Raw genomic sequence first — 25,774 nt, 5'->3', positions numbered from 1 at the left:
GATTCAGGCTTGGCTGACGCCAATGCCTGATCGGTTCGGCGGCTGGCGCATGTCGCGCACGATGCCCATGGCTAAGGCGAGCAGCATGCCTAGAGCAAAGCCAGCGAAAGCCCCCAGGCCTGCCATCAGGGGGGTGCGGGGCGGCCACGAGCGCCCGTTTGGCGGTACTGCGGTGGAAATCACCTGCACATTCGTGGTGTCGATCTGCTCGCGCTCGGTGATTTGGCGCGCGCGAGACAGGAAGCTTTCATAGATCGTCCTTCTCGATGCGGCATCCCGTTCAAGCTCACGTAGGGCGACCTGGGACTCGCTGTCGGTGAAAACATTGCTCTTCAGATCGTTCATCTTGGCGCTGAGGGAAGCCAACGAAGCGTTGGCCTTGTCCAGGTTGGCTTTTGCCGTGCCGACCGTGCGGGAGAACTCTGCCCTGAGTTGAGAACTGACGGTTTCGAATTCTGTCCTGAGCCTGACAATCGTCGGGTGGCGCGGACCAAAGGTCATGGACTGTGAATCGATTTGCTGCCGCAGGCCGTTTGCCTTGTCGCGCAGTGCTGCAAGTGCTGCCGAATCCGCCGGGTCAGGGTTGGCTCCATTGACACCGGACGCAATCAAGGCGTCGTAACTTGCCTGCGCAGCGATCACGCGCGATTGCGCCTCCCCAATTTCGCTATTGAGCTGCGTCATCGTCTGCGAACTGACAAGCTGGCCATTGCTGGAGGACAGGTTGTGGCTGCGCCTGTAGCTCTCGACCTTCTCTTCGGCCGCTTGCACGTCGCGCTTGAGTTGGCCGAGCCGGCCGTCAAGAGCAGCTGCGGCACGGCTGGCACCAGCGGCTTCGGCCTTGGCCAGTTCTTCCTGGAAAGCTTTTACTATGGCTTGCGAGATCAGGATCGCCTTGCTGGTGGTTTCCGCCGATACCGAGAGGGTCGTGACGAACGACGTTTCATCCGCAGTGACATCGACCCGCTCCGCCAGGCTCTTCTGGGCGATAAGCTTCGGATCGGACTTGCCGCCACTCGCTCCAACACCAGACGTGGAGGCACTCTGGTCCGGGTCGAAAAACTCCGGATCGTTGGCTAGACCGAGTTCGTCCACCACACGTGCAAGCACGTTGCCCGAGGTCAAGATGCGCTGCTTGCTGCGCGCGTTGAGAATTTGGCTGTCGACCTGGCCCGGTTGCGAGTAGAGGTCGTTTTCCACAACCTGCAAATTGGCAGGATTGATGAGGATTTCCGTTGCAACGGTATAACGCTGTTTGCTCAGCAGCCCATAGGCGGCGCCGATGACGCCGCCGGCCACTGCCAGCATGCAGGCCACGGCGAGCCCGGCACGCAGCCAGACAAACAGGCGTCGAAAATCGAGCTCAAGGAAATCGCCGATCTTGTCAAGCGTCACCGTCGGGACAGGCTCGGGCGTGTGCGGAGTGACAGGGGCGGAGGTGCGTGCCATGACTGGGGCATCCTGTTGCAGCCTTGCCCTGCTGGCGCGCCGTGCATTGGCGATACGCTCAAGCGCGCTGATATCGGAATCCGCCACAGAGGGAAGGGATGTGTCGGAAGCGGCGGACATGGTGCTAACTCTGGTTATTCGCTATGCGGGCCAGCACTACAGAAAGATCGTTAACATCTCATTTTCCAAGTTGGCATATTTTGCCTATTCACGCGCCGCGGCCGTTCGGCGGTCCCTTGAATGGATCTCGTTGGTCAGAATGCCGTTTGAATACCGCCACTTGGATGGGACATGAGCTATCCCGCTGCCGCTTCGGAACGATTGATGTCCAGCCAGGCGCGCCGTCAGAACGCGCTGTCGGTTCTGTTTTTCCTATGCGCGGCGTTTGCGTTCCTGCTCCGCCTCACGGTGTCACCGCAGATTATGAACATGGTCGTCGACTATACGGCCGACGGTGGCTCATTCTACGAGAAACTGCATTTCGGCACCTATGCTATCTTTCTGCTGCTTCCTATCGTTCTTTTCAGCCGACCGTTCCTGCTGCAGGGCGACGAAATTGGAATATTCAAGGCTTTAATACTCTATTCTGCGCTGATGTTCGCGCTGGTGCCGTATCTGTTCATCACCGGCCGTGCGGGCTCCTCCGGGTTCATCATCGATACTTATCTGGTGGCGGGCGCCGCAGGCCTTTTGATGCTGGCCTTGAACGCGGAAGTGCGACGGGCGTTGGGCGACGTCGTGCTTGGAATGGTGATCCTCAGCGCTGTGCTCGGCACGATCGAAGCGGTGACTCAACATCGATTTACGCCTTACGGTCTCAACGAACTGCAATTCAGGCCAATCGGCCTATCGGCGCACCCGCTGGCACTAGGCGCGCTCTGCGCCACAGCCATCGGATTCGTACCGCTGACGCGCTGGCGCATATGGGTGCGGGTGGCATCGATTCTCGTGTTGCTCGTCGGTTGTGCTGCGTCAGGCGCCCGCGCCGCCCTGATGCTCGCTGCCGGAGAAACCCTCATTCTGCTGATGTTCGTGCCTTGGCCGCGCCTGACTCTCAAGCACCAGCGGCAGGCCAAGTCCGTCGTGCTGCTGTTCGCCCTGGCGGGCGGCGCAGCGCTGGTGGCCATACTGTTTTCGGGCGGGCTGCTGAATCGATTCGGCAACACGATCTTTGACGAGAATTTCATGGCGCGGGTGACGATCTACCAGATATTCGGACTTGTTAGCTGGAAAGACATCCTGTTTGGCATGAACGTCGACGCCCTCCTGGCGATCGTCAACGAGAAGCTGCATCTGCCCTATATCGAGAGCGCGCCGGTGGTCATCATCATGCTCTTCGGCTTGCCGATAGCCGTGCTCTTTATCGTGCTGGTATTCTGGTTCATTTTTCGGCTGCTGCGCGCGGCGCCGCTGCCGGCATGGATCGGCACCATGACGTTCCTGCTTGCTGCGCTGTCGAACAACGCGCTCTCGTCAAAAGCGCCGGATATCACGACTATCGTGGTGTTGCTGCTCGCCTATAGAAACGTGCCGTATAGAAATCAGCCGAAGAGCACATCTTCGACCGCTGTTGCATCCGAGCCGAAACTGGATCGGCTTGGATAAGGCAGGCTCCAGACGCGTCAGCCGGCGCTATCCACAACCTCGACATTGCCGGCGCGGTTAAGCGTGTGAATGCCGGCGCGGGCCCATGCCGGCCCCGGGCCGATCGGGTGGGGCGGCGCAAAACGGACATCGAAATCGTCAAGCCGATCCAGCCGCATCAACCCCAGGCCGCCGCCATAGGCTCTCGACCCGTTTTGTACCGGCAGCACCGGGGCGTCACCCCAGCGGATAAAGGCGCCACCGGGTCGAGCGGCCGAGTGATCGACGGCGACGGGGTTGAGCGCATGTCCAATCCACGGCCCGCGCAGCGAGCGCGCGGAATAGACCGTCATCGTATCCGACGCGCTGCCATAACCGAACCGCTCCGTCCCGAACAGCCAGAAGCGCCCATCCGATTCGAGCAGCGTGGCGTCATTGAAATCCTTGTCCGTCATCAGCACGGTGTCGCGTACCCAGTGATCTGGAAACTGCGCGGCACGGTAGAGCACGAGCTCGCGCGCCGCTCCACTTTCAGGGATCATGAAAATCTCGCCGGCGTGAGCGAACACCTGCGGATACGACAGATGGTGCGCTTCCTCCAACACAACCCTCGGCGCACCGAAGGTGCCGTCGTCACCCAGCTCGGCGACAGAAATCACGCCGCGACCGGTGGCATAGGGAAATTCCTCGACAAACAGATAGTGGCGGCCATCCCGCTCGATGACGAATGGATCGGCGTAGAATCGCTGGCCGTCGTCCGGGAGGACGGTGAACGGCGTACCGTCGAGTTGCCCGGTTTCGGCGACACCTGGCCCGTCGATCAGCCGATAGGCAACCTGCCAATAGAAGGGGCGCCGTCCAAGTCTCAGTTTTTGCACGGCGCGATCGATCAACCCCCTGCAGAAAAAGGGCAGATAGTGCCGGACAAAACCGCCATTCCTCAGGATCGGCGCCGGGCTATCGGCGATTGGCACAAGTCCGCCCGCGGAAAAACGGGCGGCGCTTTGCGCAACCAGCGAGATGGCCCCGGCGAGCAGGTCGTTGCAGCTGCGAGACAGCCAGAGCCGGTCGCCGAGCATCGGTCGCCCGCGGGCGACCGTGACGCCATCGAGGCGAACGGCAAGCTCGGGCAATCGCCCGCTCGCCAGCATCTCGGCCACCCCGGCGGGAAAGGTGCTGCGGCCGCAAAATTCGAGCGTCAGAACCGGTGTGCCGAGTCGTGCGAAAGTGCCGGTGAGATCGATCACGAGGTCGGCTGGACCGGAACCGCCAGACGGCAACGGGTCGGAGGGGCTTGCCAACGAGGGTCCGAAGCGCCGGCTCTCGACCGCCAGCACAATGTCCAGTCCGCGAGCGATCGGCCCAGGCGTAGGCGCGCGGCAGCTCGAAACCACGTGGCCAGCTGCGTTCAACCGCACCAGAAGCTCATTTTCCCAGCGCCGAGATCCAACGATGTGGTCGATAATTAAAATATTAGTCAATCGAATATGTTCTTTTTCAAGACTACTCTGCCAGGATACCTATCGGGTTAGGCTTTCATAAGAGTTACCGGGGAGAACGCAGGCTTGGCTGTTAATCATATATTAAGATTTAAGGTCACGAAGGCGGCTTCTGCCGCTATTATAGCTCTTGTGGCGAATAATCAGCAGGTCGCGACGCCTTCTGGCGACCAGGATCAGCAATGAACGTCCTTTCACATCCAAAACTGCCGTCCAGGCAAAAACTGCTGATCGTGTTCGGCACGAGGCCGGAGGCGCTCAAATGCTTTCCGGTGGTGCGTGCCGCGCTTGCCCATCCAGGTTTTATTACCGAGACGTGCATCACCGGCCAGCATCGCGAGATGGTCGACCAGGTCATCGAACTGACTGGCCTGCCGGTGCATCACGATCTCAACATCATGCAGCCCGGCCAGACATTGTTCGACGTGACCTCGCGCGTGCTGCTGGGCATGGCCGAAGTGCTGGAGAAGGCGAAGCCCGATATCGTCCTGGTGCAAGGCGACACGACCACGGCGATGACTGCGGCTCTGGCTGCCTTCTACAAGCGCATCCCGGTCGCCCATATCGAGGCAGGATTGCGCAGCCACGATATCAACTCTCCCTTTCCGGAGGAGCTGAACCGCAAGATTGCCGGCGATATCGCGACGTGGCATTTCGCGCCGACCATCCAGGCGCGCGACAATCTCATCGCCGAAGGAAAGGACGCTAGCACCATCTTCGTGACCGGCAATACGGTGATCGACACGTTGTTGCATTTTTCCGGCGCGATCGACGGCGACAAGTTGATGAGCGCGAAGCTCGCCACTCGTTTCCCTTTCCTCGATCCCACCAAGAAAATGATCCTCGTCACCGGTCATCGCCGTGAGAATTTCGACGGCGGCATCCACCGTATCTGTGCGGCGCTGAGGCGATTGGCGGTGCGCGAGGACGTGCAGATCGTCTATCCTGTCCATCCCAATCCCAATGTGCGCTCGGTGGTCAACGCAGAGCTAGGGGGTGTGCCGAACATCCATCTGGTCGACCCGCAGGATTATCTGCCGTTCCTGTTCCTGCAGAAGCAGAGCTATCTGGTGCTGACCGATAGCGGCGGCGTGCAGGAAGAAGCGCCTTCGCTCGGCAAGCCGGTGCTGGTGATGCGTGAGAATACCGAGCGACCCGAGGGGATCGCGGCAGGTACCGCCCGTCTCGTCGGCACCGATATCGAAAAAATCCTGTCCAATGCCAACAGCCTGCTCGACGATCAGGCCGCCTATCGCGGCATGGCGGAACGACACAACCCATATGGCGATGGCCGAGCCAGTAACCGGATCGTTGAGGAACTGCTGCATCATGGCTGAGATCAAGACCGTTTCCGTTATCGGCATGGGCTATATCGGCCTGCCGACCTGTGCCATTTTCGCCAGTCGTGGGCTCGACGTCATTGGCGTCGACGTCAACGAGGCCGTGGTCGAGAAGGTCAATCGCGGCGAAATCCACATCGTCGAGCCGGACCTTGATGGTTTGATCCAGAAGGTTGTGGCCAACGGCAAGCTCAGGGCTTTCAGTACGCCGCAGCCGGCGGACGCCTTTATCATCGCCGTGCCGACCCCGATGACCGAGGACCACAAGCCGGATGTGAGCTATGTGCTCGCGGCAGCACGAAGCATCGCCTCCGTGCTGAAGCGGGGAGACCTTGTGGTGCTGGAATCGACATCGCCGGTCGGCACGACGCGCATCATGACGGCACTGCTTTCCGAGTTGCGGCCCGATCTCAAGTTTCCTCTCGTGCATGGCGAAGAGGCCGATGTCCTGGTCGCCTATTCGCCCGAGCGCGTGTTGCCGGGAAAGGTCCTTACCGAGCTGATCAACAACGATCGCTCGATCGGCGGACTGTCGCGCAAGTCGTCGGAACGAACCGCGGCACTCTATTCAACCTTTGTTGCCGGCGACCTGTTCACGACCAAGGCCGAAAGCGCGGAACTGGTGAAGCTGACCGAGAACGCGTTCCGCGACGTCAATATCGCCTTTGCCAACGAGCTTGCGGCGGTGTGCCAGGATCTGTCGCTCAACGTCTGGGAGGTGATCGATCTCGCTAACCGGCATCCACGCGTGAACATCCTCCAGCCGAGCCCGGGCGTTGGCGGCCACTGCATTGCGGTCGATCCGTATTTCATCATCGATGCCGCGCCTAACAGCACGCGGCTGATGGCTTCGGCACGCCGGATCAATTCCGAGCGTCCTTTGTCGGTGGTCAGGGATATAGAAGCCCTGCTCGACCCGTCCCGCAAGCAGACGATCGCCTGTCTTGGCCTCAGCTTCAAAGCCAATATCGACGATATGCGCGAGAGCCCGGCTGTCGAGGTGGTGAAGCTTTTGTCAGATATTCCCAACCTGAAGATCATCGCGGCTGAGCCCAACACACATAGGCTGCCGCATGAGCTCGAGGGCAAGGGCATCGTCTTCACCGATGCACTTTCCGCCATCGACCAGTGCGATATCGTCGTCCTGCTGGTCGACCATCGGCAGTTCAATCTGGTTGATCCCGAAGCGCTCAAGGACAAGAAGCTCATCGACACGCGGGGTCTGTGGACCTGGCGCAAGGCACGCAAGCCCGACGCCCGCATCGAAGGCAAGAAATCAGCGATCGAGCACCTGGCATTTCCTGCAGGTGCAGAGGAGGCCGCATGAACGCGCACGATCCAGTATGGGCGCAGCATCGCCTATTGGCGTCACGGCGCCGGGAGTTCCTTGGCGCGCCGATCCATGCGCTGACCATGGCCGAGACGCTGGCCATCGCCGATGAGGCGATGACCCTGCGGCGGCCGCTCCACCATGTGGTCGTGAATGTCGCCAAGCTCGTGAACATGCGCAACAATACCGAGCTGCGGGAGGATGTTGCGACGGCGGATGTGATTAACGTCGACGGCATCGGCGTGCTTTGGGGCGCGCGTCTTTGCGGCGTCGCGCTGCCGGAGCGGGTAGCCGGCGTCGATATCATGACCAATCTGTTGAGCCTCTGCGCGAAGCGCGGCTTCAGGCCCTTCCTCCTGGGTGCCGAGCAGTCCGTTCTCGATGCGGTCGGAAGGCGACTTGCCAAGGATCATCCGAGCCTCGTCGTCGCCGGCATTCGCAATGGCTATTTCAAACCGGAAGACGAGGCCGGCATCGTCGAGGCGATCAACGCCTCTGGCGCCGACTGCCTGTTGGTGGCCATGCCGACACCGCGCAAGGAGCGCTTTCTCAAGCGCTATCGTGACGAACTCACTCCGAGTTTTGTCATGGGCGTGGGCGGCAGTTTCGATGTCTATGGTGGCAAGGTTGCCCGGGCGCCAAAACTGATTCAGGCGGCCGGTCTCGAGTGGTTGTTTCGCGTGGCACAGGAGCCGCGACGCTTGTGGCGCCGCTACTACGACACCAACACTGCCTACGCAGGGCTGCTGTGCCGGGAGTTCTGGGACCGTCGGGGGCGCCGGAAGGTCGATCTATAAGCACCGGTTACCCCAAAAAATAGGGCACCGGCGCTGGGACTACAGCGTCGGCGCGAAATCGGAACCGCTTTTCCAGAACGACATGCGCCGTCGCAGGTTTATGCGAGCCGTAGCCGCGCCCACAACTTCGCTGCGAATTGCATCGCGGCGGCGGGATAAAACAGCCAGGTCAGCCCGAAGAAAACCACTGCGCCAGCGGTGCCGCCGGCGAGGAGCGAGAAGATCGCCGGCATGTCGCCGAGTAGAGCGCTGGCAAGGCTGGCGGCCAACCCCGTGCTGAGCGAGATGACGATCGAAACGCCGATGTCGCGCCATGGCACCGGCACCGGCGTGAGCCGTTCGCTGATGATGATGCAGGCTAAAAGGCCCACCAGCGATCCGCCCGCCAGCGCCAAAGCAGCACCGACCTCCGCCATCGGAGGGATCAACAGCACGGACAGTGCGATTGTCACTACGGAACCGAAGGAATTGGCGATGATCAGCAACCACGGACGCTTGTGCGCGTGCACCACGGTGCCATAGACGAAGCTCGCGAGGTTGGCACACAGCACGCTGAAGGCGATGATCGGAAAGAGCAGGCCGAAGCGGCCGTGATATTGCGAGGGCAGCAGGAGCTGCGTGATATCGCTGCTGAGTGCGACCAGCATCGCCGCAACCGGCAGGCAAAGGCGGGTCATCAAGGCCATCAATTGCGACAGCAGCCGGCCCGATGCCGCAGGCCCGTCGTCGTCGAACCGGCTGACCACCTCGGGAAAGGCGCCCATATTGATGGAGTTGGCGACCATGTCGATCGGCTGGCGGGCCAATGCATAGGCTGCGGCGAAGATCGCCACGGCGCCGGCATCGTAATAGATCTTGAGGAATACGCGCTCTGCGCTGTGCAGGCCGAAGCCAACCAGCGCCATGATGACCAGGGGCACACCGAGGACGAAGAACTCCTTTTGGGTGAAGCGTGGCGGACCGGCAACGACACGTCGCGATGCCATTATGCCCGCCACGATGCCGGCGATTAAAACGCCGAGGCTCGAGCCGAGCGATACCGTCAGAAAGGAATCCTGAAACAGGACGACGGCGCCTATCGGCAGCGCGAGTTGCAGCACGGCGCGCAGAAACTCGAGCATCGAATAGACCGAATGACGCTGCTGCATCTGCAGCACCGTCAACGCGAAGCGGCCGATGGAACCGGCGATCAGGTAGCTGCAGACGGCGATCGCGAACTCGACCCAGCGCTCCGGCACGACCACTGCCGAGGCGACCACGGATATAATCAGCGCCAGCGCTGTGCTGGCAAGCAACACCCGCCCGGCCAGCATCAGGCTGCCGCGGCTGATGTCGCCTTTGCCGCCAAGCCTGAGCAACGCTATGCGCAGCCAGTTGGTAACGGCAACGTCGGTCATTTCGCCGACGGTCACCACCAGGGTCAGCAGGCCATACTCGGTCTGGTCGATCAACCGCGTCACGATGACCAGCAGGAGCAGCGCGGAGATCCGCGTCAGCAGGATCGCCGGGGCATAGATGAGCGTGGAGCGGAGCAGCAAAGGGTTTTCCCCGGAAATTCACCCTCGATTAACCGTCGACCGGCGGAAAATCCAGCGCGATGACGGCAAAGGGTGAACAGATTCAGTTTGAACTAACGGATTTGTCGTAAACCTAGTTTGAAACCTTTGCTTTGTAGTTCCGAAATGGAGTCATGTTGCAGCGTCTGGTTCACAATCGAAAAGTGCATGTCCTTGTCGCAACGCCCTCGGGCGTTTCGGGGCAGGGAGGCATCGACCGCATCATGGGGGCGCTGAAGCACGAGTTCGAGCGGCAGGAGATCGCCGACATCGATGTACGCTTCCTTGCCAGCCGCGGCCCGGGGCATGTCGGGCTTTCGATCTTCTACATGTTCGACTTTTGCTTGCGGATGCTCGCGGCGCGTTTGGCCAAGCGTGCCGATGTCATCCACATCAATATATCAGTCTCCGGCAGCACCTATCGCAAGATGGTGATCGCCGCCTGCGCACGGCTGCTGTCGATACCTTATGTCCTGCATTTGCACGGGGCGCAGTATGAGACATTCTGGAAAGACGATCGTGGTTTCATGAGCCGCCGCATCGAAGCTCTGTTCGAGCATGCCGGTCGGGTGATCGTCTTGGGCGGGCTCTGGCGCGACTTCGTCGCCAGCCGGGCACCGGGGGCGGCCGGCAATATTGTCATCGTTCCCAATGCCACCGCGGTTCCCACCTTGGCGCATGTCGGCGGCGGCGACCATTTGCATATCCTGTTCCTTGGTCGCATCGGCGACCGCAAGGGCGTGCCGCAATTGATCGATGCGCTGCACCGGATGAAACCGATCGAGGGTTGGCGCGCCACGATCGCCGGCGATGGCGACGTCGAGGCGGCGCGGATGAGAACGGCCGAACTGAGCCTTGCCGAGCGCGTTACCTTTCCTGGCTGGGTCGGGCCTGACGAGGTCGCATCGCTGATCGCTTCGGCGGACATTCTGGTGCTGCCCTCCTTTGCCGAAAACCTGCCGGTCTCGGTCATCGAAGGCATGGCCGCAGGCCTCGCAGTGGTGACGACGCCTGTCGGCGCCGTGGAGGATATCATCACCAACGAGCAATCCGGATTGCTGGTGCCGCCCGGCGATGTTGCGGCGTTGACCGATGCGCTGACACGGCTGGTCGAAAATCCGGCATTGAGAGCCAGGCTTGGTGCTGCCGCGATGGCCGTGCATCGGGAACGGCTTGATCTCGCACCGTTTGTCGGCGCGATTTGCGACGTCTGGAGGTCGGTGACGTTAAAGGCTCAATCGGTCAAGCACTGACGCTGTCGTATGCATGGACGCTTAGCGTGCGCGCCATGCTTGCGGAAGGTGACCTTATGACGAGCTGCTGAGGGTTGAGCGCGACATCGATCCCATTGGCGTCACTGCGGCGCTCCAAGCGCGAACTCGCGGTGGAATATCTCCAAATTCAACAGCGCCCATATCAGCTTTTCGTGGTCTGCGGCCCCCTTGGTGTGCTCCGAGACAATTTGATCAAGGTGTTTTGCGCTCAAATAGCTGCGAATGACGGACTGAGAGGAGCAAAGATGGTCGTGCACGTAGTTCCTCATCGAGCCGCGAAACCATTCGGCGACGGGCACCTTGAACCCGATCTTGCGGCGATTGAGAATTTCCTCAGGAAGCATGTTGGCCATACTGTTGCGCAAGATCAGCTTACCCTTTCGCCAACCCACCTTGTAGCGATCGGGCAATGTGCTGACGAACGCAACCAGATCGCGATCGAGGAATGGCATTCTTCCTTCGATTGAACCGGCCATCATCATCCGGTCGCCTCGTTCCAAGAGATTGTCGGGCAACCACGATGTCTGATCGAAAAACAGCGCGCGGCGAAGGTGGGACGCCGTCGCGCTTGAGGAGAACGGGAAGTTGTTGCGTCCACTGCGGCAATTGGCCGGCGCACCAATGAGGCGATGGTGTTCCCGTGCTGTCATGGCCCCAAACCAGGAGATCATCCGGGTGGCAAAGTCCCTTTCACCCGCGCTTCGGGCAAATGTATCGAACTTGGCCGTTGCGCCAGGCATCGCGCGTATCAAAGGGGCGAGGAGGTTGTTGTGGAGCAAGGCTGGAACCAGCGACCGGTAGATTCCAGCCAGTGATTCTGCGCGATGTTTGGGATACCCGCCGAGAATCTCGTCTGCCCCTTCCCCAGTGAGCACCATCTTGACGTCCTGCGAGGCCCGCTCCGACATCAGGTAAATTGGAATGTCCGAACTTTGTGAAACAGGCGCCCCCAAATGGCGAATCAACTTGGGCAGGTGGTCGATCAGGTCGTCCGCTTCAATGACCAGCTCGCAATGATCAGTCTTGAAATGATCGGCGACGCGTCGGGCGAATGGGAACTCACTGTAAGCCGGCTCGCTGAAACCGACCGAAAATGTACGAATGGGCTTGTCGCTGTGCTTGGTCATCAGGGCAACGATCGCCGACGAGTCGAGCCCTCCGGAGAGAAAGGCGCCAAAGGGTGCATCGCTGCGCATTCTAATCTCGACGGAATGGTCGAGCAGTTCCAGAAATCGTCGCTTGGCGGTTTCTTCGTCGATATCCTCGGTCAGATCGGTTTGATCTGGAGGCGTATAATAGCGCGTTTCCGTCACTGTCCCTTGCGACCAAACAGCATAGCTTCCGGGGTTGAGTTTGCGGATTTGTTTGAAAAGCGTGCGCGGTCCAGGCACATAACGCCAGCGCAGATACTCGTGGACAGCGTCCAAATCGAGCTGCTGCGCATCTGGCTGCGACGACAACAACGCATTGATCTCTGAGGCAAACGACAGCAATTTTCCGCTTTGCATGAGGTAAAGGGGCTTTTTGCCGAAGGGATCCCGGCCGAGGATCAATTCCTGCCTCTGAGCATCCCAGAGCGCGAAAGCGAACATGCCGCTCAATCGGTCAAACATGGACAAGTGCCACTGATCATAAGCTCTGAGCAGCACCTCAGTATCGGAGCGTGTTCGAAAATGATGACCGAGGCCGATCAGTTCCTGGCGCAGCTCGATATAGTTGTATATTTCGCCGTTGAAAATAATTCTGAGGCGGCCGTCGTCGACATGCATCGGCTGATTTGAATCGGCATTTAGGTCAATAATCGCCAAGCGGCGATGCACCAATGCCAATTGGTTCTCGCCGGTGTTCAAGTCCAAGAACTCGGTACCTTCGGCATCGGGGCCACGATGCCGCAATGCGTTGGACATTCTGGCGGCCCGATCTTGTGGATTCTCAACCCTCGGCCCTACCCAGCCGCCAATTCCACACATTTTCTTTCCCTTGGGCGAGCGCGTATTTGCGGCGCTATTTACGACGAATGTATTAAACACTTGGTTGCTGACAAACCGGATCGCGCGGAAAAAGGCCGCAAGGTGGTGAAGCTGAGCTTGATCGGTTCGATGAAGCTCTGCCCGTTCCGGATGAAGTGCCACCGGCGGTTGCGGCCGGAGGCGGCAAGACGGTTTAACGAAGCCAGGCCGATCCCGATCCAGTGTGGCAGGGGTGAGGGTTGGCGTTGCCGCCCGGCTGGTTCACCCGCCAAGAGGGTAACGGCAGCTATGGCAGGCCCAGGGCCCGCAGCATCTCGGAGTCTGGGACCGCAGGCCCTTCTTGCCGGATGACGGTCATTCCATAGGGATTGGAGAATTCCCAGACAGACCATGGTATCGCAAAGCGTTCCGCCTGCTGGCGCACCGCCTTGAGATAGCGCAGACGGTCAGCGTCGAACGCGCCCATGCGGCCGTCCGCAGACATGAGGATGACGCCGAATTCGCCCATGAAGAGCCGTCGGCTAGGAATGCCATGGGCCTCGGCCCAGTCGACCGCCTGACGGAAGCTCGCCTCGAGTTGGCTTGGGCCCCAATTCTGCTCGAAATATCGGGCGATTGCTTCACGCGCCGCTACCATGTTCATCACCTGCTCGACCGGGCTCAAGCCGGCAGCGTCCATCTGCGCCTTAAGGGTTTCGATCACCACTTCAGGCGTGCTGCTGTCGGCCGGCCAGGGAAGGCCCGAGGCGAAGGTGTTTGTCCCGTCGGACCGCTGATGCGTGAAACTGTGGGGCTCATACATGTGGAAGCTGTAGTAGAGGTTCGGGTCGTCAAAGCCCGGGGTGAGATTGACCAGTCCGGCAATGCTGCCGCCACAGGCGCCCGTTGCGACGATGGTGAGCTCGCTGCTGACTGCGCGGATATCGCGGATGGTGCCTGCCATGATCCGCTGCCAGTCATCGCTCCCGCTCGAATCGCAGGGGTAGTAGGCCGGCTCGTTATAAGGCTCGATGGCTACCTTGTCGGTGCCGATTTTGACCAGCATGGTGGCGACCGCCACGACCATTTCGCGATAGCTGGCAACGCCCCCGCTGTCGGCACCGTCATAGATCATCTCCATGCTGTAGGCCGGAACCTGGGTGACGCCGTGCAGGTCGAAAACCACCTTGAGGCCGGCCGACGTGACCCGCTCGACCGCCGCGGCAAGTATGTCCAGCGCCTGCTGCCGTTTGGCGCCCTCGCTGGCAAGCAGAGGGCCGGGGTCGACACTCAGCCGGACGAAGTCGAAACCCATCGATCGAATGCTTGCAAACGCCTCGCCATCACGCCAGTTGGCGAGCGGCCTATCTCCGGCGCGCCACTCCTTCTCGCTGCGATAGGGCGGCCAACGGTAGGATCCATCATCCTCTATCGGCGACCAGTTGAGCCATCCATGCACGCCAACGCCGCGCTGGAGCGGGATCGGCGCAGCGTTGGCGGCCATCGCCATGCCGAGCACCCACGCTGCAATACACGCAATCCTTCTCATCGCCACTCTCCGCATCATGGTCGGAGATATTAACCGCAGGATCGGAAAAGATGATTGCCGTCGCGCGGCTTTTCGACAGCATGGTATATAAGAATCGAAACCTTGGCGGAGCGCGTATGAGAGTCGGCTGGTACATCAACCGGTTGCGCAGCATGGAGCCGGCCGAGGTGTTGCACCGGCTGGGCGAGCAGCGTCGAAGGATCGCTTCGCGCCGCCGCGACGACGGCTGGGAGCGTTATGCTTCGCCCCCGTTGCATCCGGTGCTGCTTGGGTGGCGCCAAGCTGCGCTGGCTGCGACGCCGGCACAACGGCAAGCCATAGCGGCGGCGGCGCAAAAAACGCTTGAGGGCCAGTTTTCCGCACTTGGGCGGACATGGCCGCCGCGCGACCGCGATCGGCTGTTTCCTCCCGAGCTTTGGCGCCTTGATCCGGTAACCGGCAGGCTTTGGCCGGGTCCCGAGAGCCATACTTTCGATATCGATTTTCGCGATGGTGGCGACCGTGGCGATGTGAAATATGTTTGGGAGATCAATCGGCTGCAGCAGTTGCCGCCACTTGCCGCCCATCTGCTTCTCGCCGGCGACGAAGGGTCCCAGATCGCCATCGAGGCGGCGATCGACAGCTGGCATTCAGCCAACCCGCCGTTTCGAGGGGTCGGCTGGGCTTCCGGCATCGAAGTAGCGCTGCGAGCCATCAGCCTGATTGTCACCCTGGACCTCGTCGGCGACCGACTGGGCGCGGCGACACGGCAGCAAGTGGGTGAAATCCTGGCGGCAAGCGCCTATTGGCTGCCGCGGTTTCCCTCCCGGTTTTCCTCCGCCAACAACCATCTCGTCGCAGAACTGGCTGGCGAGTATCTGATCGGCCTGGCGTTGGGGACCGAGGCCGACGCTGCACGCGGAGCCCTCCTGGCCGAGACGCGCAAGCAGATTCTCGCCGATGGCGCCGGTGCCGAGCAGACCCCGACCTACGCCGCCTTCACGGCCGAACTCATCTTGCTGTGCGCCGCTGCGGCACGCCAGGGCGGGGCGCCGTTTCCCTCGCCCGTCGAAGCGCGTCTGGCCGCATTTGCCAATTTCGTCGGCTGGCTCCCGCCAGCCGCCGGCTTTGGCGACAACGACGAAGGTCGCGTGCTGACGCTCGGGGATGAGCCGGGCTATGTCCAATCCGTCGCCGCCGCCATCCATGGTTTTCTGCGGATGCCGGGCGACGCGTCGAAGCCAGACGATTTTCGTGCGCTTTTCTTTGGCACGCCGTCCGAACCGGCACCGGTTCCACACGGGCTGCAAACGTTCACGCAAGGCGGGCTCTCCGTCTGGCGCGGCGAGATGAATGGCCGCAGCATCGATCTGACATTCGACCACGGCCCGCTCGGCTATCTCTCGATCGCGGCTCACGGCCATGCCGACGCGCTGTCGCTCACCTTGTGCATCGATGGCGAGCCGGTGCTGGTCGACCCCGGCACCTGGCTGTACGGCTCGGGGGGCGTCTGGCGCGACTGGTTCCGCTCGACACCGGCGCACAACACACTGAATATCGAGGGCAAAAGCCAAAGCATTATCGCCGGGGAGTTTAACTGGTCGCACAAGGCGGTTGCGACATTGATGGACAGCGAGCCGGGAACCCACTGGAAGCTGCGCGCCCGGCATGACGGGTATAAAAGCCGCTTCGGCGTCGTCCACCAGCGCACCGTGACGCAACAGGCCGACGGCATTCTCGTGGCCGACCAACTGCTCGGCGGCAGGCGCGTGGCCGAGGTCGTCTTCCAACTTGCAGCCGGCCTCAGTGCCAACCAACAAGCAAACACGGTCACGGTATTGCGTGGCGATGAGCCGCTGATGGCCATCCGGTTTCCTGACGCTGGGGTCGAAATCCGCGCCGGCGGCGACGCACCGGGGCAGGGCGGCTGGGTTTCACCGTGTTTTGGCGCCAGGCAGCCAGCCGAACGCATCGCCTGGCGTGGCGAAGTGGGCGAAGACGGAATCAAGATCCACCTCGCGCCAATCTCCCCGTCGCAAAGATAGCGACCGGCGCCGCAGCAGAACGGCCTATCCGTTGTTCCGGCCGTATTCGAGATTAATTACGTTCGGACATTTAGCGTTTTGTTACGGTTGATCTGCTAGTTTGGCGCAAATCCGGCATGCTTTGCTCGTTGCAGCCGCAATAGCCGCCTGGTTGCAGGCAACATGCAGTGGGTTTGGCAAGCTTTTTGCTTCGCAATTCGCCGGATCGCCATCTCATGGCCCAGGAGCCACTGCACCGATGTTTTCTGAATTCGCCAGAGTGGTTGTGGAAAAGCTTTCGAACCTCAATCTGCTGACGCTCGGCCTGCTTTTTCTCACGGCACTGGGGAGCGCGGTGGTCGCTTACTGGCGAACTGTCGAGCATAAATCCTTCAGGGACTTTTTCGATTTCGCGTTCCCGGCGGAAGTCATTCTACACCCGTCGGCGCGAGCCGATGTCCTATTTTGGGTCACGAAACGGCTGATGATGCCTTTTCTGCTCATCCCTGCCGGCGTCACCTTCGTTGCTGCAGTTGGCTATGGGACACACCAGGCAATCGGGTGGCTGTTCGACATCCAGGCGCCGCTCATCGGCGGCCCGGCCGGACCGGTGACGATCGCCATCTTCACCGCAACCATGCTGATCGCCTACGATATCTCATACTATCTCTACCATGTCGCCCAGCACCACTTCCCGTTCCTGTGGGAATTGCACAAGGTGCATCATTCGGCCGAAGTGATGGTGGGAATCACCAAGGATCGGGTTCATCCGCTGGACGATCTGATGAATCGTATGTGGGATGGCGTCATCCCGGGGATCTGCCTCGGCATCTGGAGCCTGATCGCGCTCGATCCGGTGGAGATCGCTATCTTCGGCATCAACGTCTATGTCATCCGCAACATCCTGATGATGGACTTTGTTCGCCATACACATTTCAAGATTTCCTTCGGCCCGTTGAACAACATCATCTTGTGCCCGCACTGGCATCAGGTGCACCACAGCATCGACCCTCGCCACTATGACAAGAATTTTGGCCTGCTTTTTTCGTTCTGGGACCGCCTCTTCGGAACGCAGTTTGTCCCGGATCCGGAGGAAGACCTCAAATTTGGCCTGATAGATCGCGATGTGCGCGACTATCAATCGCTCTTTGGGCTTTACATCCTGCCGCTCAAGAAGATGGGAGGGCATGTTATCAGACTGTTCCACAGGCGTCCCGATGTCATCGCACAGCCACAGGATCGTTCCCCTTCATGAACACCATTGTTTCGATTGACGCTTCGAGCGCAGAGCGCCTGGAAGTTGTCCGTTCGGCGGAACGCCTGGCTGCGGTCGAAGCCGATTGGATGCATCTTTGGCATCGCACCGATGCGCTGATCTTTCAGAGTCATGCCTGGGTTTCGGCATGGTGGAATACTGTAGCGGACCGTGACCAACGCGCGCTGCGGATCGGCCTGGTCTGGAACGGTGACAGGCTCGTTGCCATCGTTCCCCTGGCGATCGGCAAGCGCAAAGGCCTGCGGTTTCTTGAATGGGCGGCCAACAGCTATACCGATTACGGGGATATTCTCATTGCTCCGGAATGCTCATTATCGGCCCTGCAGGGCGTATGGGCCCAGATATGTGACGCCGGCGGCTTCGATCTTGCCTTTCTCAATCGTCTTTTGCCGGGTGCGGCGGCGCGCAAAATTTTCACTGAGGATGTCTCACGCGGCATCAGGCTTCGCCCCAATCACAGGGAGGAAGTCAGTTATCGCGTCGCCGGACCGTGGAAGAGCGGAGCGGCATGGTTCGAGGACCAGTCCAAAAAGACACGCCAGAACTATCGGCGAGGCATCAAGGCATTGGAAGAAACCGGGAAAGTGAAATTTCGCTTGCTTGCGCCCGATGAGCCGCTGCAGCCGGTATTGGAGCGGCTCGCTGCCCTGAAGCGCAGATGGCTGGTGCAGCACACGCGTGAATCCCAACTTTTCGAGGAGGGAGCGCCAGTGCTCGCCGCACTCGTCGACGCGCTGGCGCGCGCCGGCTTGCTGCGCATTTTCGTGCTTGAATGCGATGGCGTGATGGTCGCAGTCTCGATCAACTTCGTCCAGCACCACACCATGATGGCGTTTGTGACCACCTTCGATCCGGATTTCAGCCGAGCGTCGCCGGGCATAATCCTGATCATGGACTACATACAGTGGTCGATCGATCATGGCTTGGGCATGGTCGATTTCCTCTGTGGCGCAGAGTCGTTCAAGAACAAGTTCGCAACGCAGGGTGTTATCCTACAATCCGTTCTTGGGACGCGCACGGCGCAAGGCCAGCTCGCTTTTCTTGCCGATCGTATGCGTCAGACGGTCCGGCATGTACGCGGGCGCGGGGTGGTACCGACACCTTGATTTCGGCTTGATTGCGCCAGCCTCATCAGGTCGCCGGCAGCACGAACCGCTCAAAGTGCCGATTGTGTCTGAGATGGAACGACCCGCCAGACTTTATTGCCGACATCGTCAGCTACCAGAAGGGCGCCGCGCCGGTCTATCGCCACCCCCACAGGACGGCCGAAAGCCTTGTCGTCCTGGCTCAGGAAGCCGGTGAGGATGTCTTGAGGCGGGCCAGAGGGCTTGCCGCCGGCAAATGGCACGAAAATCACCTTGTAGCCGCTGCGCGGCTTGCGATTCCACGAGCCATGCTGCCCGACGAAGGCGCCATTCCTGTATGGAGGGCCGAACAGGTCGCCCGTGTTGAAGGCCAGTCCCAATGAAGCCGTGTGCGCCCCGAGCGCATAGTCCGGCTTGATCGCCTTGGCGACGAGGTCGGGCCGCTGCGGCTCGACGCGATCATCGACATGCTGGCCGTAGTAGCTGTAAGGCCAGCCGTAGAAGCCGCCATCCTTCACCGAGGTCATGTAGTCCGGCACGAGGTCGCTGCCGATCTCGTCGCGCTCGTTGACGACGACCCAAAGCTCGCCGCTTTCCGGATTCCAGGACAGGCCGTTGGGATTGCGCAGCCCGGAGGCGAAGAGACGCGTCTGTTTCGAGGCGAGATCGATCTCCAGCACGGCGGCGCGGCTCTCCTCTTCCTCCAAGCCGTTCTCGCCGACATTGGAATTGGATCCGACCGTTGCATAGAGCTTCGTCCCGTCCTGCGAGGCGGTCACGTCCTTGGTCCAGTGGTGGTTCCTCCCCGCAGGCAGGTCGACGATCTTCTCCGCCGGTGCGGTGATCTCGGTCGCGCCCTCCTGGTAGGGAAAAGCCACAATTGCATTGGCATTGGCGACGTAGAGCTTGCCATTGAGCAGGGTCATGCCGAATGGCGAGAACAGCCCAGTGAGGAAGGCCGTTTTGGTTTCTGCCACCCCGTCGCCATCCTGATCGCGCAGCAGCGAGATGCGATTGGCGCTAGACGTTTCCGCGCCAGCCCGGCTCTGGAAGAGGTCTGTGAAGAAGTGGCGTATGCTGCGGATGCTATCTATGAGGAAGCCGCGTATGCTGCGTGTGTTAAAGCCCTCGTCCGGCCTGGGCGGCGCATTGCTCTCCGCCACCAGCACGTCGCCGTTTGGCAGCACGTGCAGCCAGCGCGGATGGTCGAGCCCGCCGGCAAACTCGTTGACTGCAAATCCTTGGGCCGCTGTCGGCTTCGTGCCCTTCGGCCACGGCGCGGCCTTGGCGACATGGACGGTCGGCAGCCAGGTCAGATTGGGCTCCGGCAGAGTCGGGTTGGGGCCATAGCCCTCTGCGATCGGAACTGTCGCCTCTTCGCGGGACAGGAAGAAGACCGCTCCGCCGGCGACGACGAAAAGAACGATCAGCACGAGAACGGCGGTAAGCAACTTTTTCACCAGAACCTCGGAATGTCGAAAGAACGCAAACGCGCTTATCGCGTTCCGGTTGCGGACGGAGCGGCCGATCGCGAGAAATAGGCCGCAAGCGCGCGGATGTCGTCATCCGTCAGACCCTTTGCGGCATTGGCCATGAGATGGCCGAAGCGCGTTCCGCCACGCTTTCCGGCCCTGAACAGCCCAAGCTGCGCCGCGATGTAGCGCTCAGGCTGGCCGGCGAGGGAGGGATAGAACGGACTGCGGTCCTGTCTTCCATGGCAGCCGAGACAAGCGGGCACGCCGGCGTGCCTCATGCCTCTCTCGGCGATTTCCTTGCCGCGCCTGATGAGCGCGGGATCGCCCCCGCCGCTGGCGTGCGTCGTCGGCAGGGCGGCGAAATGCCTGGCCAGGTCCGGCCAGAACTGAGGCCCCGCCTCAATGGCGGGCAGGCTCATCATCCCGCTTGCCCGGCTTCCTTCGGCGTAGGCACGCAGGCTTTCAAGGAGATAGGCTTCGCTCTGCCCGGCGAGAATGGGTATCGCGGGACCGCGACCCCGTCCGTTCCCACCGTGGCAGCGGACGCAATCCGCGAGCGCCTGCGGCAGGGGCCCGGCATCGCCTTCGCGAGACGCTAGCGTTTCTCCAAAGGCGAGGTCACGATAGGTGGCTTCGTCCATCGACGGCAGCTCGCGCAGGAAGGCGACCATCGCCCAAACCTCGTCGTCGCGTTCCTGCGTCGGCCAGGCAGGCATGCCGGTGAAGCGCACGCCGTGCTTGACGATGCGGAAAAGCTGCGCGTCGGTCCATTCGCCGACGGACCCGGCAAGGTCGGGCGGCTGCGGCAGCATCCTCGTGACGACAGGAGATCGCGGCTCGCCTGGCGCTCCGTGACAGATGGCGCAGCCGCGCGCGAAATGTCCGGCGGCCGGCTGGATCGCATGGCGCGGCAGAGTTTCCGGAACGTCGACCGCCAGCGCATAGGTGCGCACAGCCGATCGCATGGCGAAATGGAGAAACCATTCCGTGATCTTCCAGTGGCCGCTTGAGGCACCGACATTGAAAAAGCCGATCCAGGCCGCCAGCACCACGACGAAGGGCAGAATGGCCAGCGCTATGGCGAGCTTTTTCCAGCTGATATGCATCAGCCTGTCTCCCGCGACGGAGTGGCGAGCATGCGCGCGAAAAGCGTCAAGCCGCCGGCCAGGTAGACCGCAGCACCAACCAGAAGCATGATCACGCCGCCAAGCTCCTGATCCTGCTGCGCGGAAAGCGCGATGCCGAAGCAGCTTACCTCGCCTTTCCCATAAAGCGGCCTTGGGGTCAGCGCCAGCAGCGCGCCGAGCAAGGTCATATGGATGGATGTGAGAAGCAGGGCGAAGGCTCCGGCGGCATTGCCTGTGGTGTCCGAGCCGCGGCGCGGCAGGCAGGCCAACCACAAGAACAGCCCGGCGGCGAGGAACGTGGCCTGCTCGATGGCGGTGGCCAACAGCGAGCTTTGAGCCAGCCCCCGCATGGCCGGCGCGTGCCAGGACCAGACAATGACAAGCTCGACGAGCGAGGCGAGGAGGGGTAGGGCGAACGTCCGGTTTGCATCTGGTGTTGGACCGAGCGGGATCCCAGTCGCCATCAGCGGCGCGGCGATCGCTACCACTCCCATATGCGCCAGCATGTGCGCCGAAAACGAATCCCGCCAGGCGTCGGGCAGCGGCCCGAGCCAGACCAGGGCGAGGACGAAGAGGCCGAGGATGAGGCAAGCGCGTCTCACCGGATACACTCCGTCAGGAACAATGCGGGCATCGCGGTGAAGATCACGGCGATGAAGCTGAGACCCGAGAGCAGCAGCGTCGCAAAGCCCTGGAACAGGGTCCGGTCCCGTCTCGTCGGATCGTCATGGGGCGGATCATCGGTGCCGAAGCCCCATTGCCGCCAGGCGAGCCATGCGGACAGCGCGATCAGTGAGAGGGCGATCACAGTGGCGGCGGCGATACCCGCGCGCACAGCGCTGAAACTCAGCCCGACAAGCTCGGGTTTAGCGCAATAGATCGCCGCGCCCAGGTAGCAGACGAGGAAATGCGCAGCCCAGACCACGGGCGCGGTAAACAGCGTCCAGAGTGTCTCGATCTGTTTCGGGATGAGCCGCATCGCCGCCTCACATCGCTGCCGGAAAGAGGCCGATGATGGTGAAGGTGATGACGGCGGTGACCAGCAGGAAATGCCAGTAGAGCACCACGTTGCCTAGATCCATGTCATGCTTCGGCGTCAGCCGGCCCGCCAGCGAGCGCGCCAGGCAATAGGCCTGCATGACCGTGCCGACCGATGCATGGGCGAGCACCCAGAGCACGAGGATCCACACGATTGCGGGATAGACGTGGCGCGTCGGGTCCATGCCGGGAGACCACGGTCCGGCCAAGCCTGCGGCCGACGCGCCGATGGTGGTTAGCAAGGACAGCACCAGCAAGCCGCGCATAGCGGCCGTGGCGCCGCGCCTGTTGAATGTGCGTGCCGCCACCATCAGGCCCCACGCCGCAGCAAACAGGATGGCAGCTACCAGCGACCAAACCGCATCAGGCCCGGCAATCCCCGCGGTGAAGTCGGCATGGATCGTCCAGTAGAAGAAATAACCGAAGACAAGGCTGGCAAAGGCCGTGCCGTCGCCCACCATGGTGATGAACATCGCCCACCAGCCGACCGAATCGGCACCGGAGGCATAAAGCGGCAGGCTAAGGCCGAGGCCGACATCTTTTTCCGGCTTCTCGGGGATTTCGCCGGTGCCCGTCCAGAGCCAATAGAGGACGGCGCAAAAGCAGATAATTGCAGCCAGCGCCGTCGCGATCCACCAGTGGAAGGTAAGCGCGATGAAGGCGGCCCCGAGCGAGAGGGCCGAGACGATGGTGACATAGGACGTGCCGCCGACGCGCAGCACCTGGATGGGTTCGGCGTCGAGCACGGAGGTGACCAGTCCCTCGCGCCATCCCTCTTCCGCGTCGGGCAGGTAATAGCGGCCTTCATTGACCTTGCGGGCAAGGTCCTTTTGGTCCCACAGGGGATAGCGGCTGCGCACGAGGGGTATCGAGCGGACGCCCCAGTTCTCCTCCGGCTCGGAAATCCATTCCAGCGTGCCGGCGTTCCACGGGTTGAGTTCGCCGCGCGGCTGCCGGTGCTTCGGCCTGAGCACGTCGAAGACAACCACCAGCACGCCCGCTGCGAAGACGAAGGCTCCGGCCGTCGAGATGAGGTTCAGCCAGTCCCAGCCGATTTCAGCCGGATAAGTGAAGACGCGCCGGGGCATGCCGCGCAAGCCGCTCAGATGCATGGGGAAGAAGGCGATGTTGAAGCCGCAGAACATCAGCCAGAAGGCGAGCCGACCCAGACGGTCGGAAAGCTGCTTCGCGTCGATCAGCGGGTAATAGTAATAGAGTCCGGCCACGACCGGAAAAAGCATGCCGCCGATCAGCACATAATGCAGGTGCGCGACGACAAAATACGTGTCGTGCGCCTGCCAGTCGAAGGGTGCTAGCGCCACCATGACCCCCGTCAGCCCGCCGATGACGAAGATGGCCAATCCTCCGGCACCGAACAGCATCGGCGTCGAGAAGATCACCCGGCCGGCAAGCATGGTGGCGATGAAGACGAAGATCTGCACGCCGGTCGGGATCGCCACCGCCTCGGAGGCCGCCGAGAAGAAGGCCAGCGAGATCTGCGGCAGGCCTGTCGCAAACATGTGATGCACCCACAGGCCGAAGGAGAGGAACCCAGTTCCCACTGCCGCAAGCACGATCCAGGAATAACCGACGATCGGACGCTGGGAAAAAGTCGGCACGATCATCGCCATCAGCGCGATGGCCGGCAGGAAGATGATGTAGACCTCCGGATGGCCGAAGATCCAGAACAGATGCTGCCAGAGCAGTGGGTCGCCGCCACGTGCCGCATCGAAGAACGGCCAATCGAACATCCGTTCCATCTCGAACAGGAGGTCGCCGGCGATCAGCGGCGGAAAGGCGAACAGGATCATTCCCGCCACGATCAGCAGGTACCAGGCGAAGAGCGGCATCAGGTTGATGCGCATGCCCGGCGCACGGCATTTCATGATGCCGACGATGAGCTCGACGGCGGCCGCGATCGAGGCGACTTCGATGAACGAAAGGCCTAGCAGCCAAATGTCGGCGCCGATGCCGGAGAACTCCTTGTCGGTGGCGAGCGGCGGATACATGAACCAGCCTGTCGACGGCGCAGCATTGAAGAAGATCGAGCCACAGACGAAGATACCGCCAAGGAAAAAGCTCCAAAAACTGAAGGCACCGAGGCGCGGGAACGGCATCTCGCGCGCGCCCAGCATCGGCGGCAGGAGGAAGATCGCGACCGCCTCGAAGATCGGCACCGCGAACAGGAACATCATCACCGTGCCGTGCAGGGTGAAGGCCTGGTTGAAGAAGTCGGCCGACAGGAAGTCGTTGTCGGGCACGGCGAGCTGCAGGCGCATGAGCAGCGCGAGCGCGCCGGCGAACAGCATGAAGGCGAAGGCGGCCGAGCCGTACCAGAGGCCGATCTGGAAATTGTTCACCGAGGTCCAGTAGCGCCAGCCGGTCGGATTGGCCCACACGGTGCGCAGCCGCTCTTCCTGCGCCTTGTATTCTTCCCGCGAACGCTCCTTGACCGCAGCGCTCATTGCAGGCCTCTCAGCCAGGCGGCTATGGCGCGAACGTCGTCCGGTGGCAACATGTCGAAAGCCGGCATGCTGGAGCCGGGCTTGATCAGTTCGGGCCGGGCGATGAAGCGGGCGACGGCGTCTTCGGTGTTGGGCAGGATGCCAGCTCCGACGGTGACGCGGGATCCGAGATGCGAAAGATCCGGGCCGATCGTGCCGCGCGCATCTGTGCCCGCGACGAAATGGCAGGACCCGCAGCCATGACGCAGGAACAGCGCGCTGCCGCTCGCGCCTGCGCTTGGCGCAGGAATCGCCTGGGCGGCCAGCCAGGACCGGAATGCTTCGGGCTCCATCGCCACGGCCGAGAACGCCATCAGCGCGTGAGACGTGCCGCAATATTCGGCACAGGGTCCCCGGAAAACACCGGGTTTCGTGGCCTTGAGTGAAAGCCTGTTGATGCGGCCGGGGATCATGTCCATCTTGCCGCCGAGCGGTGGAATCCAGAAGGAATGGATCACATCGGCACTTTTCAGGGTCAATTCGACCCGCTCGCCGACCGGCAGCCTGATCTCGTTGGCAGAAGCGACCGGTGACCCCTGAGATGGGTGATAGACAACTTCCCACCAGAACTGCCTGCCGGTGACCTCGATCCGCAGGGCGGCGGAGCTCGCCTGGGCGAAGGGCCGGAGGCCAGGCATCAGCCACAGTGCATAGGCGAGCAGGGCACAAAGCGTGGCCGACGGGAAGACCACGCCGCCCCAAAGGATGATCCTGCTGGCGGACTTTTCGGCCAGCCTGCGGCGATTGAACAGGGCTGAATGAAGAAGCAGGCCGACCACGCTCAGCCAGATGAGCGCGCCGCCGCTTAGCATTACCCAGAACAGCACGGCTATCTGCTGCGCTTCCTCTCCCGCGGGCTCAAGTACCGACCGAGCGCCGGCATAGCCGCTCGCGAGCAAAAAAGACGCAGCGGACAGGCTGAAATATTGACCCATTTCC

19 protein-coding genes are annotated in these 25,774 nt (G+C 61.6%); 8 read left to right on the top strand and 11 right to left on the bottom strand.

Annotated features, from left to right (window positions below; genetic code table 11):
* Positions 1-3 precede the first annotated feature (3 nt).
* Positions 4-1,569: a GumC family protein gene (locus tag RPG13_RS27400; RefSeq protein WP_337126465.1), complete on the bottom strand. Its 1,566-nt coding sequence runs from the start codon at positions 1,567-1,569 to the stop codon at positions 4-6.
* Between the two features lie 204 nt (positions 1,570-1,773).
* Here RPG13_RS27400 and RPG13_RS27395 point away from each other — a divergent pair, with 204 nt between their 5' ends.
* A complete protein-coding gene (locus RPG13_RS27395; RefSeq protein ID WP_337127064.1) occupies positions 1,774-3,054 on the top strand; it encodes a VpsF family polysaccharide biosynthesis protein in 1,281 nt (426 codons plus the stop codon).
* A gap of 17 nt (positions 3,055-3,071) precedes the next feature.
* Here RPG13_RS27395 and RPG13_RS27390 read toward each other — a convergent pair whose 3' ends face one another.
* On the bottom strand, positions 3,072-4,451 hold the full coding sequence (locus tag RPG13_RS27390; protein WP_337126464.1) for a glucosamine inositolphosphorylceramide transferase family protein: 1,380 nt from the start codon (positions 4,449-4,451) through the stop codon (positions 3,072-3,074).
* 263 nt (positions 4,452-4,714) lie between these two features.
* Between RPG13_RS27390 and wecB the strand changes: the two genes are divergently transcribed.
* From wecB to RPG13_RS27375, 3 genes are all read left to right on the top strand, one after another.
* A complete protein-coding gene (gene wecB / locus RPG13_RS27385; protein ID WP_337126463.1) occupies positions 4,715-5,869 on the top strand; it encodes a non-hydrolyzing UDP-N-acetylglucosamine 2-epimerase in 1,155 nt (384 codons plus the stop codon).
* A complete protein-coding gene (gene wecC / locus RPG13_RS27380) occupies positions 5,862-7,199 on the top strand; it encodes a UDP-N-acetyl-D-mannosamine dehydrogenase (protein WP_337126462.1) in 1,338 nt (445 codons plus the stop codon). Before wecB ends, wecC begins: the two co-directional genes overlap by 8 nt.
* An 86-nt stretch (positions 7,200-7,285) precedes the next feature.
* On the top strand, positions 7,286-7,999 hold the full coding sequence (locus RPG13_RS27375; protein WP_292647497.1) for a WecB/TagA/CpsF family glycosyltransferase: 714 nt from the start codon (positions 7,286-7,288) through the stop codon (positions 7,997-7,999).
* A 98-nt stretch (positions 8,000-8,097) separates the two neighbouring features.
* Here RPG13_RS27375 and RPG13_RS27370 read toward each other — a convergent pair whose 3' ends face one another.
* Positions 8,098-9,537 carry a lipopolysaccharide biosynthesis protein gene (locus tag RPG13_RS27370; RefSeq protein WP_337126461.1) on the bottom strand — a complete coding sequence of 480 codons (1,440 nt, stop codon included), beginning with the start codon at positions 9,535-9,537 and terminating at the stop codon, positions 8,098-8,100.
* 152 nt (positions 9,538-9,689) lie between these two features.
* Here RPG13_RS27370 and RPG13_RS27365 point away from each other — a divergent pair, with 152 nt between their 5' ends.
* Positions 9,690-10,808, top strand: coding sequence for a glycosyltransferase family 4 protein (locus RPG13_RS27365; RefSeq protein WP_337126460.1), 1,119 nt, complete (start codon positions 9,690-9,692; stop codon positions 10,806-10,808).
* 101 nt (positions 10,809-10,909) lie between these two features.
* Here RPG13_RS27365 and asnB read toward each other — a convergent pair whose 3' ends face one another.
* Entirely contained in the window at positions 10,910-12,961 is a 2,052-nt protein-coding gene (gene asnB / locus RPG13_RS27360) for an asparagine synthase (glutamine-hydrolyzing) (RefSeq protein WP_337126459.1), read from the bottom strand.
* A gap of 124 nt (positions 12,962-13,085) precedes the next feature.
* Positions 13,086-14,327, bottom strand: a complete 1,242-nt coding sequence (locus RPG13_RS27355; protein ID WP_337126458.1) for a glycoside hydrolase family 5 protein — start codon at positions 14,325-14,327, stop codon at positions 13,086-13,088.
* Between the two features lie 116 nt (positions 14,328-14,443).
* On the opposite strand from RPG13_RS27355, the gene RPG13_RS27350 reads away from it, so the two are divergent.
* The 3 genes from RPG13_RS27350 to RPG13_RS27340 all read left to right on the top strand — a co-directional run bounded on the left by RPG13_RS27350 (position 14,444) and on the right by RPG13_RS27340 (position 18,712).
* Positions 14,444-16,351, top strand: coding sequence for a heparinase II/III family protein (locus RPG13_RS27350; protein WP_337126457.1), 1,908 nt, complete (start codon positions 14,444-14,446; stop codon positions 16,349-16,351).
* A gap of 238 nt (positions 16,352-16,589) precedes the next feature.
* Positions 16,590-17,585 (top strand): sterol desaturase family protein, encoded by a 996-nt coding sequence (locus tag RPG13_RS27345; protein WP_337127063.1) that lies wholly within the window; start codon positions 16,590-16,592, stop codon positions 17,583-17,585.
* On the top strand, positions 17,582-18,712 hold the full coding sequence (locus tag RPG13_RS27340) for a GNAT family N-acetyltransferase (RefSeq protein WP_292647512.1): 1,131 nt from the start codon (positions 17,582-17,584) through the stop codon (positions 18,710-18,712). Before RPG13_RS27345 ends, RPG13_RS27340 begins: the two co-directional genes overlap by 4 nt.
* A 50-nt stretch (positions 18,713-18,762) precedes the next feature.
* Here RPG13_RS27340 and RPG13_RS27335 read toward each other — a convergent pair whose 3' ends face one another.
* Genes RPG13_RS27335 through coxB form a run of 6 tightly spaced genes read right to left on the bottom strand, consistent with a single transcriptional unit; the run spans position 18,763 to position 25,770 of the window.
* A complete protein-coding gene (locus RPG13_RS27335) occupies positions 18,763-20,151 on the bottom strand; it encodes a PQQ-dependent sugar dehydrogenase (RefSeq protein WP_442921360.1) in 1,389 nt (462 codons plus the stop codon).
* 35 nt (positions 20,152-20,186) lie between these two features.
* Positions 20,187-21,272, bottom strand: a complete 1,086-nt coding sequence (locus RPG13_RS27330) for a c-type cytochrome (protein ID WP_337126456.1) — start codon at positions 21,270-21,272, stop codon at positions 20,187-20,189.
* Positions 21,272-21,895, bottom strand: a complete 624-nt coding sequence (locus RPG13_RS27325; RefSeq protein WP_292647520.1) for a cytochrome c oxidase assembly protein — start codon at positions 21,893-21,895, stop codon at positions 21,272-21,274. Before RPG13_RS27325 ends, RPG13_RS27330 begins: the two co-directional genes overlap by 1 nt.
* The gene (locus tag RPG13_RS27320) at positions 21,892-22,272 is read right to left on the bottom strand and encodes a hypothetical protein (RefSeq protein WP_095489087.1); all 381 of its coding nucleotides are present in this window, start codon (positions 22,270-22,272) and stop codon (positions 21,892-21,894) included. Before RPG13_RS27320 ends, RPG13_RS27325 begins: the two co-directional genes overlap by 4 nt.
* Before the next feature lie 7 nt (positions 22,273-22,279).
* Entirely contained in the window at positions 22,280-24,796 is a 2,517-nt protein-coding gene (gene ctaD / locus RPG13_RS27315; RefSeq protein ID WP_337126454.1) for a cytochrome c oxidase subunit I, read from the bottom strand.
* On the bottom strand, positions 24,793-25,770 hold the full coding sequence (gene coxB, locus RPG13_RS27310) for a cytochrome c oxidase subunit II (protein ID WP_337126453.1): 978 nt from the start codon (positions 25,768-25,770) through the stop codon (positions 24,793-24,795). Before coxB ends, ctaD begins: the two co-directional genes overlap by 4 nt.
* Between the last annotated feature and the right edge of the window lie 4 nt (positions 25,771-25,774).

The sequence above is a fragment of the Mesorhizobium sp. ISC15 genome, assembly GCF_037162615.1.
In the GTDB taxonomy this organism is placed as follows: Bacteria; Pseudomonadota; Alphaproteobacteria; order Rhizobiales; family Rhizobiaceae; genus Mesorhizobium; species Mesorhizobium mediterraneum.
This window is presented reverse-complemented; position numbering and strand designations above follow the sequence as displayed.

Excerpts from the sequence above, each read along its gene's own strand:
- RPG13_RS27400 (WP_337126465.1), bottom strand. The coding sequence starts at position 1,569 with ATGTCCGCCGCTTCCGACACATCCCTTCCCTCTGTGGCGGATTCCGAT.
- RPG13_RS27395 (WP_337127064.1), top strand. The coding sequence starts at position 1,774 with ATGTCCAGCCAGGCGCGCCGTCAGAACGCGCTGTCGGTTCTGTTTTTC.
- wecB (WP_337126463.1), top strand. The coding sequence starts at position 4,715 with ATGAACGTCCTTTCACATCCAAAACTGCCGTCCAGGCAAAAACTGCTG.
- wecC (WP_337126462.1), top strand. The coding sequence starts at position 5,862 with ATGGCTGAGATCAAGACCGTTTCCGTTATCGGCATGGGCTATATCGGC.
- RPG13_RS27375 (WP_292647497.1), top strand. The coding sequence starts at position 7,286 with ATGGCCGAGACGCTGGCCATCGCCGATGAGGCGATGACCCTGCGGCGG.
- RPG13_RS27365 (WP_337126460.1), top strand. The coding sequence starts at position 9,690 with ATGTTGCAGCGTCTGGTTCACAATCGAAAAGTGCATGTCCTTGTCGCA.
- RPG13_RS27355 (WP_337126458.1), bottom strand. The coding sequence starts at position 14,327 with ATGAGAAGGATTGCGTGTATTGCAGCGTGGGTGCTCGGCATGGCGATG.
- RPG13_RS27350 (WP_337126457.1), top strand. The coding sequence starts at position 14,444 with ATGAGAGTCGGCTGGTACATCAACCGGTTGCGCAGCATGGAGCCGGCC.
- RPG13_RS27345 (WP_337127063.1), top strand. The coding sequence starts at position 16,590 with ATGTTTTCTGAATTCGCCAGAGTGGTTGTGGAAAAGCTTTCGAACCTC.
- RPG13_RS27340 (WP_292647512.1), top strand. The coding sequence starts at position 17,582 with ATGAACACCATTGTTTCGATTGACGCTTCGAGCGCAGAGCGCCTGGAA.
- RPG13_RS27330 (WP_337126456.1), bottom strand. The coding sequence starts at position 21,272 with ATGCATATCAGCTGGAAAAAGCTCGCCATAGCGCTGGCCATTCTGCCC.
- RPG13_RS27320 (WP_095489087.1), bottom strand. The coding sequence starts at position 22,272 with ATGCGGCTCATCCCGAAACAGATCGAGACACTCTGGACGCTGTTTACC.
- ctaD (WP_337126454.1), bottom strand. The coding sequence starts at position 24,796 with ATGAGCGCTGCGGTCAAGGAGCGTTCGCGGGAAGAATACAAGGCGCAG.
- coxB (WP_337126453.1), bottom strand. The coding sequence starts at position 25,770 with ATGGGTCAATATTTCAGCCTGTCCGCTGCGTCTTTTTTGCTCGCGAGC.